Origin of the sequence: Nostoc sp. (assembly GCF_036918245.1) — a bacterium.
Classification (GTDB): Bacteria; Cyanobacteriota; Cyanobacteriia; order Cyanobacteriales; family Nostocaceae; genus Nostoc.
In genome coordinates this window covers 14,686-29,815 of record NZ_JBALEF010000066.1, presented here as the reverse complement: position 1 = coordinate 29,815, position 15,130 = coordinate 14,686, and the positions used below count along the sequence as shown (strand labels likewise).

The following is a 15,130-nucleotide window of genomic DNA, read 5'->3' as shown; positions in this document are numbered from 1 at the left end:
TGGGGCATGGGGCATAAGGCACAAGAGGCAGAGGGGAAAGACTTACTGCAATTGCTCCTCTGCTCCCTTGCTCCTCTGCTCCCCTGCTCCCTCATTTCCCTACCTAGATATGATCTACTCAGACTTCATCTCACCGCAAACCCAGTTTTACTATATGACTGTGCCATTTCAACTAGAAGGCGGCGAAGTATTAACTGGGGTTCAGGTTGCCTATCGCACGTGGGGACAGTTAAATGCTCAAGGCGATAATGGGGTACTGATTTGTCATGCCTTAACTGGTTCTGCTGACGCTGATGATTGGTGGGAACCTTTGTTTGGTTCAGGGAAAGCCTTCAATCCAGAACGCGACTTTATTCTATGCAGCAACATTTTGGGAAGTTGTTACGGCACAAGTGGACCAACTACTATCAACCCAACAACGGGAAACCCTTATGGTGTATCCTTCCCTAAGATTACAATCCGAGATATGGTTCACCTGCAAGCTGTACTACTAGAATACCTGGGTGTTCAATCTCTGCGGTTAGTAATTGGTGGCTCACTCGGTGGGATGCAAGCACTGGAGTGGGCATTATTATATCCAAAAAAGGTGAAAGGAATTGCACCCATTGCTGTTTCTGGCAGACATTCAGCTTGGTGTATTGGATTAAGTGAAGCTCAAAGACAGGCAATTTATGCCGATCCAAACTGGCAAGGAGGGAACTACACCCTGGACGCGCCCCCAAACCAAGGACTAGCAGTGGCAAGGATCATGGCGATGTCTACTTACCGTTCTTGGGATAGTTTTACAAGCCGCTTTGGACGCGAGTATGATGCATCTGAGCAGTTTACTATAGCCAGTTACTTACAGCATCAGGGTAAAAAGCTAACAGAACGATTTGATGCTAACACTTACATCACCCTTACCCACGCAATGGATCGCCACGATATTGCACGCGATCGCACCAGTCCTAATTTGTCAGATTATGAATCTATTCTACAAATCATCCAGCAACCAACTTTAGTTGTTGCAATTGATTCTGATATTCTCTATCCTCCAGTAGAACAACAAGAATTGGCGAATTTAATCCCTAATGCTCAACTGGCGTGGCTGAAGTCAACCCACGGACATGACGGATTTTTAATTGACATTGCTGCATTGAATGAACTGCTGATCTCTTTTCGGCAAAGTTTAGATTTCTCAGCCTCCTAACTCGATATATTGAGAAAAAAGCTTGGCGTTTCGAGTTCTGAGAGGAATGATAAAGTTAAAAAGGCGTTGGCTACGCCCGCCGCAGGCATCGCACTTTGCGTTATCAAGGGTAACAGTCAGTTGTAGATATCGCTACAGGTGGGTAAATTTGTATATGGAAATTTATAGAGTGGCGACAGTCGCGGGAGTTGAGATTTTACGACAGCGCCAACTAAAAGATAGTGTACCAGATTTGCAGTGGGTATCTGGGCGCATTGAGAGATACGTATTTTTGTTAACCCAACTGGCGGCTATTGGTAAAAGTAAGCTTGCGTATATGCGAAAAGCTTCCTGTCTCCTATAACTACGGTGTACACACAAGTCTCTTGACTTGCAATGGCATTGTATCGACTAACAATGACATTGCATCGACTAACAATGGCATTGTATCGACTAACAATGACATTGCATCGACTAACAATGGCATTGTATCGACTAACAATGGCATTGTATCGACTAACAATGGCATTGTATCGACGAACAATAGCATTGTATCGACTAACAATGCTATTTCTCTTGTTCTCATGCTCTGTATGAGAATGAAGAAAGTCTTATCAAGCTAGGTTTTTAGGACTTGTGTGTACAGCGTAGTCTCCTAGAAAGGGCCAGGTGAGATCGCTAGTAAAAATTCTTTTAATCAGCGCCAGCCAATAGAAATGGCAAAATGTGGGTATTAAGATTAAAAAATTATCGGTAAGCGTCACCCAATCTACAGGTTTTTTAAATGATGAAACAGAGACGGGTAAGCATATACAAATACACTCAGCTACTTTGGAGTGTTTTGTTAGTGTTGGTAATTTGGAATCTACCCCAATACGCTTTGGCAGATGTCAACCCACAGGAGATAAATGCAATTCTTCGCACACAGGATATTACCCTGCAAGCCCTAAACACTCGCGATTTTGCCAAAATACAGCCTTACTTGCACCCAAATTTCACAATCACAACAGTTGATAATCAGACTTTTAACAAAGTTTCTGAGTTTGAAAAGTACTGGAATCAGCAGTTTTCCAGTTCCATTAAAGATATCAAAATGCAACTCAAGGGAGAGAGTCTCAGAACATTTCTCACTCCAGAAATAGATGTTGCATCTGGAGAAGCGATCGCATCTTTCTCTTTCAAAGATGGCAAAGCGGCTGATATGGCGTTGCGATGGACAGCAGTGCTACAAAAACTCCAAGATAAATGGACAATTCAATCGCTGCATTTCTCCTCCAATCTGCTGAATAACCCAGTGTTGAATGCTGCTCAACAATTGGGGCGGATTCTAGCAGTTGCAGCAGGGGTGGGCGGTTTCCTTTTGGGAGTGGTGACGATGCTACTATTACCTCGCAGGACTAAGCAACAAACCGAAAAGATATAGCAAATAAAGTGGGAAGAAGCACCTCTCAGCCCAGTAAAAATATTAGCTTTCATCACCGTCTGAAAGCAACCCTAGTAGTTTTATTAGTCTGGGGTGGCGTGAGTTTGCTGCACTGGCTACCAGAAATACAATGGTTGATGCTGGGATTAACCGCAATCCTGACTGTGCAAACGTTACGAATGTTGGTAGCAAAACCAGCGGCAGCGATGATGGAGAGTGAAATTTATTTACCGCCAGTCTCGATTTTAGTTCCGGCTAAAAATGAAAGTCTAGTCTTGCCCGATCTAGTTTACAGCTTATGCCACTTGAATTATCCAAGGGATTCCCTAGATACCTGGGTTGTTGATGACGGGAGTACCGATGAAACCCCCCAAGTTTTGAAAGAATTACAAACTCAATTTCCAGCTTTACAAGTTCATCGACGGGAATCAAAAGGTGGTAAATCAGGCGCGTTGAATGCGGTGTTTCCCTTTACCCAAGGGGAGATTATCCTAGTCTGTGATGCGGATGCTCAGTTAAGAGCCAATTTTCTGCGGCAAACAGTACCTCTGTTTCAGAAGCAAGCTATCGGTGCAGTGCAAGTACGAAAAGCGATTTCTAATGCTAATACCAATTTCTTAACCCGGTGCCAGCAGATGGAAATGAACTGTGATAGCTTTCTGCAAACCCATCGCATTGCTATTGGTGGAATGTCTGAACTACGCGGTAATGGGATGTTAGTCCGTCGGGAATTGTTAGAAAAGTGTCAAGGTTGGAATGAGAACACTGTCACCGATGATTTGGATCTTTGCTTCAAACTCTATTTAGCAGGTGCGGAAATTGAATTTGTTACAGTTCTATCAATTCAGGAAGAAGGTGTAACTACTTGGGAAAAACTTTGGAATCAACGCTGTCGATGGGCTGAAGGTGGCTATCAGCGTTACCTAGATTATTTCCCACAAATTCTTACTTTAGGTTGGGCAAAAGAAATTGATTTACTATTGTTTTTTATATTGCAATTTCTTCTGCCAATTGGATTAATCCCCGATTTATTGTGGACAATATTTTATAGCCATCATCCAGTTCTGTTCCCCCTCCAAACACTACTCAGCATCATTCTGACAATTGCGTTTATTGCTGGAATTTACCAATTTCAAAGTTTACGAGGATGGTCTTTGGTTTGGGCAACAATTCAAGGGTCATTCTACATGATTCATTGGATTCCTGTGATGATTGTGACAACTTTAAAAATGTGTGTGCAAAAGGAGCGATCGCCCTGGGTGAAAACTGAGCATCAAGGTCAAAATCCTGACAGTAATTCTGGCAAAAAATAAAATAACATTTAACATGCCTGCAAAAGATATCTATCACGATGCTGTTAAAAATTCCTTAATTAAAGAAGGTTGGATAATTACAGATGACCCCCTACATTTAAAATGGGGTCAAAAAGATATGTATGTAGATTTAGGAGCAAAACAACTTTTAGCCGCAGAACAAGGAACTAAAAAAATAGCCGTAGAAATTAAAAGTTTTGTCAGTCCTTCAGAAATGGCAGACCTCAAAAATGCCATCGGCGGATTTATTCTGTATCGTGCTGTTATCAGTCGCCTAGAACCTGATAGAATATTATATCTGGCAGTGCGTGACAGCGTATTCACAGCTTTATTCGAGGAACCAATTGGTACACTTTTAATAGAAAGTGAAAATCTAAATTTACTTGTTTTCAATCCTGAAACTGAGAGGATTATCCAATGGATACCTTAGATAACTATCGACGCATCATCAAAGAGGTATTAGTACCTTATACAAAAATTCCTTATTCCTACGCAGATATTGAGTGTAAAACAGTCTTTGATAGCGAAAATGATAGCTATTTGCTAATAACTTTTGGTTGGGACGGTGCTAAAAGAATTCACGGTTGCTTAGTTCATATTGACATTATTGATGGCAAAATCTGGGTACAACGTGATGATACAGAAGATGGTGTTACCTACGAATTAGAAGCTGCCGGAATTCCTAAAGATAAAATTGTTTTAGGTTTTCACCCGCAAAATGTCAGGCAATATACGGGATATGCTGTTACATAAGTTTAACCGAGGAAATCGGAACAATGAGCGAGCGCACTGGGTGAAAACTGAGCATCGTGGTGGAAATGTCTGAGGAAAACAGTCATTATGAGTTTATTGGCACAATAGAACGTTTTATAGAAAGTAAAGGAATTTTGGGTATTAAAATTGAAGCATCGTCCCTCAGACTTGGAGATAGGATAGCTTTTGAGCTTCCAGTTATCTTTGAAGAGCAAAAATGTGAGTCATTGGAGTTTGAAAAGAATCTTATTGAAGTTGCAGAAGTAGGAATGCTTGTTGGAACTAAAACCCATTTAACTAAGGAAGATGTTCGCATTGGTATTCACGTATACAGAGTAACCAGAAGTTATCAGTAGATTGATAATTATTCAAAGACAAGCGATCGCCATTTCTAAGAAATTCCTAGTTTATAATGACACTAAATTTATATTTTAAAGTAGTAGTATGCCTCTAAATGAACTGCTTCCTGCTGTTAGTCAACTATCACACCAAGACAAGTTACGCCTTATACATTTTCTATTGCGAGAGGTTGCTAGAGAAGATGGTTGCGAGTTAGAACCAACCGATGAACAAGATCGAGAAAACTTACTCCTAAAGCAACTAGCTTCTACTGAAGCAGTTGTCTGGTCTCCCTATGAGGCTTATGAAGCTGCTGAAACATTGTCTGAACTTCTTAAGGCAGCAAAGCAAGAAGGAAATGCTTAATAGCAAAAGATTTCCTTTTATTGAGCGGAACAATAGTTTCGGTATACCCAGTACAATGCCTTATTTGCCACTAATGTTGACTTACAGAAACCGCTCTTTGGAAGTTATGGCGTTACTGGATACAGGTGCAAGTGTCAATGTTTTACCTTATGAAATTGGTCTGCAACTAGGAGTAATTTGGGAAGAGCAAACAGTTCCAGTCCAGTTAAGTGGGAATCTAGCTCAAATGGAAGCACGCGGTTTAGTGCTATCAGCTACAGTTGGCGAGTTTTCACCCGTTCTTCTGGCATTTGGTTGGACAGAATCCAGGGAAGTACCTCTGATACTCGGACATACAAATTTTTTTGCAGAGTTTGATGTATGTTTTTACCGCACAGATTTAGCTTTTGAAGTACATCCAAGAAAATCATAGCGGTCAGAAAAAACAATTATGCTAGACTTGCTGATTCAAAACGGGTTAATTTTCGATGGCTTAGGCTCTCTACCTGTGCGCGGAGATATCGGCATTCAAAACGGCCGTATTGTCACCCTTGCACCCTCCTTAACTACCCCAGCGCGTGAAGTGGTTGATGCTTCTGGATTATGGGTGACACCTGGATTTATAGATATTCATACTCATTACGATTTAGAGTTAGAAATTGCACCAGGATTGAGTGAATCAGTGCGTCATGGTGTTACCAGCGTTGTCATTGGTAACTGTAGCTTGTCTGTTGCGATCGGTGAACCCCAAATGCTGGCAGATATTTTTCAGAGGGTAGAGACACTTTCCCATCGGCTGATTGCAAAATGGTTGAAAAAGTCGGTTTCCTGGCAGACACCAGCAGAATATTTACAGCATTTGCAACAGTTACCCCTTGGCCCCAATGTTGCCCCAATGTTTGGACACAGTGCCTTACGCGCTCATGTGATGGGATTAGAACGCAGCTTAACTGTTCAGCCGAAAAAATTTGAACTAAAACTTATGCAGCGCATAGCCACTGATGCTTTAGAGGCTGGCTTTATTGGCATTTCTATTGATATGTTTCCCTGGCATCGGATGAGTGGAGAATGGCAAGGCTGCACAATTCCCTCTCAACACGCCAAATTTAAAGAATATGCAATGTTGGCGGATTTATGTCGGCGTAGCCAACGTGTTTTTCAAGTCACACCCAATTTACAACGACTTGCTTCCTTTGTGGATATTCTGCGTATGGGTTCAGGGATTGGACAAAAACCACTGCGGCTGACAATCCTCTCTGCTTTAGATGCCGTACACGATCGCAAACTATGGCGAATTTTTTCCCCCCTACTTTTTATTTGGAATCGGCTTCTAAATGGTAATGTGCGCTTTCAAACCCTAACCGAACCCTTCACCATTTACTCTGATGGATCTGTGACTCCCTTATTTGAAGAATTCTCCACAGGGGCACAACTCAATGGCTGTCAGTCACGAGAAAAAAGGCAACAACTATGGGCATCGGAAATTTTTCGTCGTCAGTTTCGCCAAGAATGGCTGAGTAAATGGCGTAAATCATTCCATCGTCAGTTAGATTTGATGGAAGTTATTCACTGTCCCGAAGCAAGTTGGCAAGCGTTAAGTTTTGCCCAAATTGCTCGTCAAAACCAACAAGAACCAGTAGATTTATTTATCCACGCATTACAAAAATACGATACAGATTTACGCTGGGTGGCGACAGGAGCGAACGATCGCCTAAAACCCCGTTTAGCGATGATGCAGCATCCCTATATTTTGCCTGGTTTTACCGATGCTGGCGCTCACGTCCGTAACCTGGGCTACTATGATGGAGCTTTGTCTTTGCTCAAACAAGCAGTTGCAACGAAGTTCCTTTCACCGGAAGCTGCGATTTACCGTGTTACGGGAGAACCTGCTGGTTGGTTTCGTCTTGATACGGGACTTCTCAAAGTTGGTGCTAAAGCAGATATAGTTTTACTCGATCCTAATGCTTTAAATCAGCCAATTAGCCCACAAGTGCAGATATCAGATCCAGTTTTAGATGGTGAACCTCGGATGGTTAAGCGTGGTTCGGATGAGATTGTGCAAGGGGTTTATATTAATGGAATTCAGGTTGTTTGTCGGGGTAAGGTGAGCGATCGCTTGGGGCGTGAAAAGTTGGGAATTGTTTTGTTTCCTGTTTGAATTATCTCACGCAAAGACGCAAAGATAAGTTTAAGAGTTTAGCATTAAATTGTTTTTACCCCACACCAGCAATCACCTGCCCAATATCTTGAGGAGTTGCACCTGTTGCTAACATTGCCCGAATCAACAATTCAATTGATACTGAAGCATCGCCATTTTCAGCTTTAGCAATCCGAGGTTGGCTGGAACTAATCTTAGCAGCGAGTTCACTTTGAGTCATCAGTTTTTGCCGACGCTTCTTCAAGTTTTGGCTGAGAGCTAGCTTAATTTCAACAAAGATAGTTTCTTCGGGTGTTAACTCCAAAAAATCTGAAACTGTGCCAATTTTCCAGCCTTTAGATTCCAAATGTTCTCTCTTAGCTTGATCCATCACATTACTCCTGTTGATCGGTATCGTATTTACTCAGACGCTTTTTGCAAACCTCAATTACGTTTTTGGATGTTGTTCTGGTTGTTTTATTAAAGACTTCAACAATTAAGATTGCATCGTCATCAATTCGATAAATGATCCTCCAGTTTTTATCTGTATCTCGAATACGTAATTCATGACAGTGAATTCCTATACTTGGCATAGGGCGTGAATTGTGGCAACCCAAGGGATTCACCTTCCTGTAATTGTCTGAGCAGAACACTCGCTTCTATGCGTGCTTGTTGAGTCAAAGGTGGGGTTTTAACTTCACCATGTAACCAAACTAAAGGTTTACTTTGATCTCCCATGCTGTATTTATATCATATCTGATATATCGATATAATATACCTATGAAAGGGAACTTTATCTGTAGAGCGATGCCTACAGCGATCGCACTCTTCGCACTAAACGGATATAGCTTTACTTGATCCTAATGCTTGAGATATGGTGAAATACTTGTGAATTCAATAGTCCTAGAACTACAAAGAGATGCCCTCAACCCTTCTATTTCTGTCCTAATTCTTCTCCGTAAGGCTTATGTAGTTGCTAGGAAGCTAAACATCAGGCAATTTCAAGAATGGATCGAGTTGGAACTCAATGGATATAAGGGGCATCCAATACCTGAATATCGAGCTGTGAAAGGTCAACTAAGAGCATGGAATCCCTATCATGGGTGGCATCAAATAGTCACGCATGACCAGAATCTTTTAGAAATTTATGAAACCGTTTGCAATTACTCTATTGGGCAATCAATTAGTGAACTATCTGCTTTGACTAATAATGCAGATAATGAATTACAGATGCAACTGCCGCCCAGAGTAGAATCATTTTTGGCTTATAGTGTGAGTACTTCGGTAAAAGTTGGCATCAGCAGCGCAAGCGTAAAAAGGATTGTGGAGTCTGTTAGAGATGTGATTCTTGAATGGGTTTTAAAGCTAGAAGAAGATGGAATCACAGGCGAAGGAATGGTTTTCTCTCAAGAAGAGAAACAGACTGCTGCTAAACAAGATTATAGTGGTTTCATTCAGATTATTAATAATATAGAGCAGTCACAAATGCAAAATTCTTCATCCGAAAGTCAATCAAGCTCAGAATCCTTCAAAAATGACCTTCGTGGAGCAAACGTGGGCAATTTTGCAAACCAAGTTTCCGGTAACGCACGACAGCAAGCAAATCAGCATATCCATTTATCCGAATCGAAGAAGACTCTTGCAGAAGCAGCCGAGGAGATTCAGCAACTCTTGAAGCAGTTAGAGCAAACGAATCCGACTGCAACTGAGCTACAAAAGGTGGCTTATGTTAACGATGAAACTACTCCAAGTTTCAAGCGTCGTGTCGCTGGTGCGCTTCAAGCAAGTGGTGAAACAGCAATTGACGAGTTTATCTTAGAGAATAAGTATCTTAAAGTTGTCAAAGCGGCTATCAAGGGTTGGTTACAGCCAGGTAGTTGAGTGCGATCGCTGTTCTTGTCAGCTACGTTAACGAAATATAACGCGCTATTTTGATGAGAGTGATACCTACGGCGGGTGGAGCGATCGCTTTATTCAGCAATTGTACCTCACCGATAATCACTCCTCAATGGCTTGTAAAATTTAAACAGCAAAAAATTCTTCCATGCTTATTCTTATGAATGTAAAACTTCAGACCGACGAAGACAAGCTACAGGCAAGCACTAGTATAAAAATAAATGAAGAAACAGAAAACGAAAAAGTTCTATGTTCTCATTGTCAGCGCACTGCTACGAATGGTATTAAATGTAAAGGTATTTGTGTGGCTGATAATGAGTATTAAGGTATAAATTATATCGCTCTTTATTTTTGTCGGCTATGTTAACGAAATATAAAGCACTATTTTTATGAAAGCGATGCCTATAGTGGATAAAGTGCGATCGCTAAGTTTCAAGGAGAGCATAGCCACGAAATCTGATGCACTACATAACCCGACATTTTGGCAATGCTATGATGCTGTTAACCTGAAGTCAGTAAATAAATAAATCTAGTTATGCTCTACAAAATTCCACTACTACTTACACCTCAGCCAGAGGGTGGGTTTACGGTAACTTCTCCACTTTTGCCAGAACTGATAACCGAGGGGAACTCTGTGGATGAAGTTTTAGTGAATGCTAGAGATGCATTTGAAGCGGTTCTTGAAGTATATGAAGATTTAGGTAAAGAGCTTCCTCACAACCTACAATCTGTAGACCAAAACTCACCAGCCTTGATAGAAACAATTATCTCTACTAGATGAACTATAGAGAAGTTGCTAAGAAATTATCTAGGGTTGGATGTGAAGAAATCCCTAGACATGGTGGAGGCTCACACAGGAAGTGGTTTAATCCAATTACGCAGAAAGCAACTGTACTTCCTGACTGGAGTGGCCGCGATCTAAAACTAGGAACATTACGAGCAGCCATAAAACAACTAGGAATTGAGTGGTCTGACTTTGAAGAGACATAACAAGTCATTGTACTTACTGTGAGTAGGGGATTGTATAATTGCCCTCATTACAAAAAATCGATAGCATGAGGGTATAACTCAAGTTATACCAATCTATGAAAACAGCGATTTCCATCCCCGATCCTCTCTTTGAAACTGCTGAATAATTTACAAAACGCATGGAATTATCCCGTAGTCAGCTTTATGCTGTGGCACTTCAAGCATACTTGCGATCGCATAAACCGGATCAAATTACTAAATAGAAGGTTTGCATTTTCAGCAAGCTTCAGCGAGGTTATAATTTGGTTTATTTTTATTGTCATGCTCTGCATTATTGTTAGAATATTGGCATAAAATTTAACCAAATCACCTCTTTTAACACATCCTTTTATGACGGACATCAATTTTAATCCTAAACAAAAGGTAAGAAATCGAATTAATAATCAAATTCTGGATCATCCTTTTACTGATTATTGGGATATTTTTCTTCTTAAACATCAGCATCCAATTAATATTACTCTACACATTCTGGGAATATTCTTTTTTTACATTTTACTCTTTTATACTTGGAAGTTACAAAACTTCTGGTTACTCTTGGGCTTACCGTTAACTCAATTATTGGGATTAACCGGACATTTATTATTTGAGCGTAGCCATATTGATTTACAAGATGCTGTTTTTTCTTGGCGGGCTTCTTATTGTTTGGGTAGAATGTTAATCAGGATTGTAATGGGTAAATATCAAGATGATATTCGCCAACGGCAAGAAATCTTAAATAATTATTTATCAAACAATTATGCAAATATTCAATAATTGGAATGTAATTGCTAAGGGTTGGTATATTGCCTGTCCTAGTCATGAGATACCTAAAAAAACAGCAAAATCTGTAGAAGTGTGCGGTCAGAAAATTGCCATTTTTAGAGGTGAAGATGGGCAAGTACGGGCTTTGGAGGCTTACTGCCCTCATTTGGGGACAGATTTAGGAATTGGGAAGGTTGATGGTAATTGGATTCGTTGTACATTTCATCATTGGGCATTTGATGAAACAGGGCTTTGTAAAAATATTCCCTGTCAATCAGAAATTCCTACTCAAGCTAAATTACAAGTTTATGCAACAGAGGAAAAGTATGGATTTATTTGGATTTATCCAGATGCTGAAGCACCAGAGGGAGTGGTTGATTTTGATGAATTAAAGGGTAAACAAATTGTTACAAAAGCTGATATTGCATTTGAAAGAAGTTGCCATCATCATATTTGTATGATGAATGGGATTGATGCTCAACATTTAAAAACAATTCATCATTTAGATATCAAAATGGATCTGTCGCTACATCGCAGCGAATTAGGCACGCAAATTGACTTTATAATGCGGGGACAATTTCCCAAAACTACCTTTCGAGAACAGTTAAGTCAAAGATTGCTTGGTTCTACATATCAGTATTCAATGCGGTATGCTCATGGTTGCATTGGTTTGTTAACAATGATGAAAGATGTCCGGCTTTTTCCCCCACTGTATATGATATATGCTTATACTCCAATTGCACCTGGAAGAACGATAATTCAACCGATTTATGTAACTGAAAAACGTAAAGGTATTGTGGGATATCTGCTAAGTCAGTTTTTGCTATTCTGTACTCGTTTGGCTTACTATATGCTCAGAGATGAAGATGGCAAGATTTACGACAATATTCGCTTTAATCCGAAGTTGCTCCTTAGTATTGATCGGCCATTAGCTCAGTATATGGAGTATGTAAACCAGCTAAAACCGTCTCGATGGTCAAAAAATAGGGGTGTAGAATAGTAGATTGGGTTAGCGACAGCGTAACCCAACAAAAGCTTTGGTAATGTTTCGTTTCTCAACCTAACCTACATCTGAATTATTTTCTAGAGTTGGCAATGCCTACCAAGCCTTATTGAGAAGGTACAAGATGTGAATACTCAATTGTAGTATAAATAACCATTCTGGAATCTGTCACATTACACCGTAAATTTACTAAATTGGTCGATAAAGTGTTAATTACAAACATATTACAAATCGATTTTAGGTAATTTCCGAATAATGAAGAGTTTGCTGATTCCGGTTCAAAAGTTGCAACCAAGCGATCGCACCGCCATGTATGCGCTGCTGCAAAATCACTTTAAAGGTATAACCTGGGATGGGTTTGAAATTGATCTAGAGCGCAAAAACTGGGTTTTGTTGTTAAGAGATGAAACATCCAATGCACTCAAAGGATTTTCAACTCTGATGTTATGTCAAAAGACTTTTTTGGGAGAAAAAATTAGTGTGGTATATTCTGGCGACACTATTGTTGATCCTAGTGCTTGGTTGAGTACAACACTACCACGTAGTTGGATTGCCGCCATCAATTTTTTGCATCAACACTATGCAGAAAATAAACTTTACTGGTTGCTAATTTGCTCTGGTTTTCGCACTTATCGTTTTCTCCCTACTTTTTGGCAAGATTTCTATCCGCGTTATGATGTCACAACACCTGCTGATGTTGAAAATCTGATGGTGAGTTTAGCACGCGAATACTATGGTAGTTTATATCAAGAAGCAACTGGTATCGTCCATTTCCAGCATCCTCAAATTCTCCGCGAGGGATTGATTGAAATCCCGATAGGAAGACAGACTAATCCCCATATTCAGTTTTTTGAGGAAAAAAATCCTGGCTATCGATTAGGAGATGAATTGGTTTGTTTAACTGAAATTAACTATGGCAATCTCACTCGTGCTGGAAAACGGGTGTGGGAGTCAGAATCATCGTTAAATTTTGTGCAAGATTGTGTTCTCATTTAAATTTTATGGTATCTACAAACCCACAATCCAACTTTAACAATCCAACTCAATTTATAGAGGGATGGTACTGGACATTAGCATCCAAAAAATTAAAAATTGGCAAAGTAAAACCTATAACGTTGCTAGGTAGAAATCTGGCAATCTATCGGGGAGTCAGTGAGGAAGTAGTGGTGGTGGATGCTTATTGCCCTCACATGGGCGCTCATTTAGCAGAAGGTAAGGTAGAAGGTGATGGAATTCGCTGCTTTTTTCATAATTGGAAGTATGACAATCATGGAATTTGTGTAGATGTTCCTTCTCTCGGAAAACCGCTACCTGTGTGTATTAAAACTTGGCATACGGCGGAAAAGTACGGCATGATTTGGGTTTGGGTGGGAGAAGAAAAGCCAAGTTCGCTGCCCTTTATACCAGAGTTAGAACAGGCAGATTGTGATTATATATTGGGGACTCAGTTTGTCAAAAACTGCCATCCCAATGTCTTACTAATTAATGCGATTGATGCTCACCATTTCAATACAGTACACAATCTGCCCTTAGAGATTGTATTTGATTCTCAAAACCTCAACCCCAACGCTATTACCTTCAGCAACACTACACGGGGAGGGGATGATTCTTGGTTAATCCGCTTGATTCGTCCTTTATACCGCAACGAAGTTACTTATAGTATGTGTTACTGGTATGGCAGCACTGGCACTGTGACGCTAGGGCCGGATTTTCTGTACTTCTACATTATATTTACATTGCGAATGATAGAAGGTGGTAAAACTGAAGGGCAAACAATTCTTGTCACTCCTAAGCGTTCAGGATTTTGGGGATGGGTTTTAAATCGTGGTTTGTTATGGTTAACTCAGCAAGTTGGTAATTACTTTGCAAAAGGGGATACACAAGTATTTCAAACAATTCAGTTTGATTTAAAGACTCCTACTAAAGCAGATCAATCTATTCTGCAATTTATTCAGCACGTTAATCACCAGAAAGCCTTAACCTGGGGAAAGTGGGAAACTATTAATTATCCAGATATTCAAACTTTATCAACATCTAACCCTGACTTCAGATTAATGGAACAGGAAAAAAATGGATTTAAAATATAACATTGTCGGTTTTGATCTACCACACACAGATTCTCATAACTGTTTACGACGGATATTAACAGCAGCATTACCCAATCAGAATAATTATGCTAATTATCCACAAGTAAATTATTGGGATGCGGAATTTTTCAATTTAGATCAAGTCAAAATTTTTCAACAATCTAATCTTACTGAACAATCTGCTATTCTGGAACTTACCAATCGCAGTCTGTTAGAAGAATCATATTTCATAGAAAAAGCAGGCGTTGGCTACATGGCAAAAATGGTACTGTTAGCAGAAACAGTTGAAGAACGAATGCTCTATGGACTGTTTACGGCTGATGAAGCTACCCACCTTCATCAAATTAGCCATTTTTTACCAGAAACGGAAGTAACTAACACGGACGATCCGTTTTTGCGCTTACTATCAGAAGTGGTTGAAAGTGCAGATAAAACAGTTTTGTTGTTTGTGCTGCAAGTAGTTTTAGAAGGATGGGGTTTAAGCCATTATCGACGTTTAGCAAAGGAATGCCGCTATCCAATTTTAGCAGAACTTTTTTCCAGTTTTTTACAATCTGAATCCCGTCATCACGCCACGGGAACCACCTTGTTTAATCAAATTACTCTTTCAGCATTCAGTCAAACAACAATTCTTGATGTATTGGCACAGTTTTTATTTATGGTACAGGTAGGGCCACAAAGCTTACTAGCAGCAGTTGAACAAGTGAAAGGACATCTGACGCGATCGCAAAAAATCCAAATCTTAGAAGAACTAGATACAGAGACTCACAGCGGAACCCGATTACAAATATTGCGATCGCTCATGGGAGGAAAATCAGCCCAGTCTATCCTGCAAAATTTAGAAGAACGCGGAGCCTTTCAACCACTCCCCCCTTATCAATGTGTGTAATAAATAT

22 protein-coding genes are annotated in these 15,130 nt (G+C 40.1%); 19 read left to right on the top strand and 3 right to left on the bottom strand.

Annotation, left to right across the window (positions count from 1 at the left end; genetic code table 11):
- Nucleotides 1–109: 109 nt before the first annotated feature.
- Nucleotides 110–1,189 (top strand): homoserine O-acetyltransferase MetX, encoded by a 1,080-nt coding sequence (gene metX, locus V7L12_RS18145; RefSeq protein ID WP_335086268.1) that lies wholly within the window; start codon nt 110–112, stop codon nt 1,187–1,189.
- Between the two features lie 154 nt (nt 1,190–1,343).
- Complete coding sequence (locus tag V7L12_RS18140; RefSeq protein WP_335086266.1) at nt 1,344–1,532, top strand: hypothetical protein; 189 nt, start codon at nt 1,344–1,346, stop codon at nt 1,530–1,532.
- On the opposite strand, the gene V7L12_RS18135 is transcribed toward V7L12_RS18140, so the two are convergent.
- Complete coding sequence (locus V7L12_RS18135; protein ID WP_335086264.1) at nt 1,533–1,733, bottom strand: hypothetical protein; 201 nt, start codon at nt 1,731–1,733, stop codon at nt 1,533–1,535. It lies immediately after the preceding gene.
- A 219-nt stretch (nt 1,734–1,952) separates the two neighbouring features.
- On the opposite strand from V7L12_RS18135, the gene V7L12_RS18130 reads away from it, so the two are divergent.
- The 8 genes from V7L12_RS18130 to V7L12_RS18095 all read left to right on the top strand — a co-directional run bounded on the left by V7L12_RS18130 (nt 1,953) and on the right by V7L12_RS18095 (nt 7,499).
- Nucleotides 1,953–2,591, top strand: coding sequence for a YybH family protein (locus V7L12_RS18130; protein WP_335086262.1), 639 nt, complete (start codon nt 1,953–1,955; stop codon nt 2,589–2,591).
- Between the two features lie 8 nt (nt 2,592–2,599).
- Nucleotides 2,600–3,904 (top strand): glycosyltransferase, encoded by a 1,305-nt coding sequence (locus tag V7L12_RS18125; RefSeq protein WP_335086260.1) that lies wholly within the window; start codon nt 2,600–2,602, stop codon nt 3,902–3,904.
- Nucleotides 3,905–3,917: 13 nt separating this feature from the next.
- The gene (locus V7L12_RS18120) at nt 3,918–4,334 is read left to right on the top strand and encodes a XisH family protein (RefSeq protein WP_322733271.1); all 417 of its coding nucleotides are present in this window, start codon (nt 3,918–3,920) and stop codon (nt 4,332–4,334) included.
- Entirely contained in the window at nt 4,322–4,657 is a 336-nt protein-coding gene (locus tag V7L12_RS18115) for a XisI protein (RefSeq protein WP_335086256.1), read from the top strand. The genes V7L12_RS18120 and V7L12_RS18115 overlap by 13 nt, the downstream gene beginning before the upstream one ends.
- 65 nt (nt 4,658–4,722) lie before the next feature.
- Nucleotides 4,723–5,013 carry a hypothetical protein gene (locus V7L12_RS18110; protein WP_335086254.1) on the top strand — a complete coding sequence of 97 codons (291 nt, stop codon included), beginning with the start codon at nt 4,723–4,725 and terminating at the stop codon, nt 5,011–5,013.
- A gap of 88 nt (nt 5,014–5,101) precedes the next feature.
- A complete protein-coding gene (locus V7L12_RS18105) occupies nt 5,102–5,362 on the top strand; it encodes a hypothetical protein (RefSeq protein ID WP_335024416.1) in 261 nt (86 codons plus the stop codon).
- Complete coding sequence (locus tag V7L12_RS18100; RefSeq protein WP_335086252.1) at nt 5,355–5,774, top strand: retroviral-like aspartic protease; 420 nt, start codon at nt 5,355–5,357, stop codon at nt 5,772–5,774. The genes V7L12_RS18105 and V7L12_RS18100 overlap by 8 nt, the downstream gene beginning before the upstream one ends.
- A gap of 18 nt (nt 5,775–5,792) precedes the next feature.
- Nucleotides 5,793–7,499, top strand: coding sequence for an N-acyl-D-amino-acid deacylase family protein (locus tag V7L12_RS18095; protein WP_335086250.1), 1,707 nt, complete (start codon nt 5,793–5,795; stop codon nt 7,497–7,499).
- Between the two features lie 55 nt (nt 7,500–7,554).
- Here the strand turns inward: V7L12_RS18095 and V7L12_RS18090 are convergent, their stop codons facing one another.
- Nucleotides 7,555–7,869, bottom strand: coding sequence for a helix-turn-helix domain-containing protein (locus tag V7L12_RS18090; protein ID WP_335086248.1), 315 nt, complete (start codon nt 7,867–7,869; stop codon nt 7,555–7,557).
- Between the two features lie 4 nt (nt 7,870–7,873).
- Complete coding sequence (locus V7L12_RS18085) at nt 7,874–8,071, bottom strand: type II toxin-antitoxin system RelE/ParE family toxin (protein ID WP_158680406.1); 198 nt, start codon at nt 8,069–8,071, stop codon at nt 7,874–7,876.
- A gap of 295 nt (nt 8,072–8,366) precedes the next feature.
- Between V7L12_RS18085 and V7L12_RS18080 the strand changes: the two genes are divergently transcribed.
- From V7L12_RS18080 to V7L12_RS18040, 9 genes are all read left to right on the top strand, one after another.
- The gene (locus V7L12_RS18080) at nt 8,367–9,359 is read left to right on the top strand and encodes an AbiTii domain-containing protein (protein ID WP_335086246.1); all 993 of its coding nucleotides are present in this window, start codon (nt 8,367–8,369) and stop codon (nt 9,357–9,359) included.
- Nucleotides 9,360–9,763: 404 nt separating this feature from the next.
- The gene (locus tag V7L12_RS18075) at nt 9,764–9,901 is read left to right on the top strand and encodes a hypothetical protein (RefSeq protein ID WP_335086244.1); all 138 of its coding nucleotides are present in this window, start codon (nt 9,764–9,766) and stop codon (nt 9,899–9,901) included.
- 8 nt (nt 9,902–9,909) lie between these two features.
- Nucleotides 9,910–10,155: a type II toxin-antitoxin system HicB family antitoxin gene (locus tag V7L12_RS18070; protein WP_334812833.1), complete on the top strand. Its 246-nt coding sequence runs from the start codon at nt 9,910–9,912 to the stop codon at nt 10,153–10,155.
- On the top strand, nt 10,152–10,364 hold the full coding sequence (locus tag V7L12_RS18065) for a type II toxin-antitoxin system HicA family toxin (RefSeq protein ID WP_335086242.1): 213 nt from the start codon (nt 10,152–10,154) through the stop codon (nt 10,362–10,364). The genes V7L12_RS18070 and V7L12_RS18065 overlap by 4 nt, the downstream gene beginning before the upstream one ends.
- A gap of 369 nt (nt 10,365–10,733) precedes the next feature.
- Nucleotides 10,734–11,156 (top strand): Mpo1-like protein, encoded by a 423-nt coding sequence (locus tag V7L12_RS18060; RefSeq protein ID WP_335086240.1) that lies wholly within the window; start codon nt 10,734–10,736, stop codon nt 11,154–11,156.
- Nucleotides 11,140–12,144, top strand: a complete 1,005-nt coding sequence (locus V7L12_RS18055) for an aromatic ring-hydroxylating dioxygenase subunit alpha (protein WP_335086238.1) — start codon at nt 11,140–11,142, stop codon at nt 12,142–12,144. The genes V7L12_RS18060 and V7L12_RS18055 overlap by 17 nt, the downstream gene beginning before the upstream one ends.
- A 258-nt stretch (nt 12,145–12,402) precedes the next feature.
- Nucleotides 12,403–13,143 carry a hypothetical protein gene (locus V7L12_RS18050; protein WP_335086236.1) on the top strand — a complete coding sequence of 247 codons (741 nt, stop codon included), beginning with the start codon at nt 12,403–12,405 and terminating at the stop codon, nt 13,141–13,143.
- Between the two features lie 5 nt (nt 13,144–13,148).
- Nucleotides 13,149–14,234: an aromatic ring-hydroxylating dioxygenase subunit alpha gene (locus V7L12_RS18045; protein WP_335086234.1), complete on the top strand. Its 1,086-nt coding sequence runs from the start codon at nt 13,149–13,151 to the stop codon at nt 14,232–14,234.
- On the top strand, nt 14,218–15,123 hold the full coding sequence (locus V7L12_RS18040) for a ferritin-like domain-containing protein (RefSeq protein ID WP_335086232.1): 906 nt from the start codon (nt 14,218–14,220) through the stop codon (nt 15,121–15,123). Before V7L12_RS18045 ends, V7L12_RS18040 begins: the two co-directional genes overlap by 17 nt.
- Nucleotides 15,124–15,130: the final 7 nt, after the last annotated feature.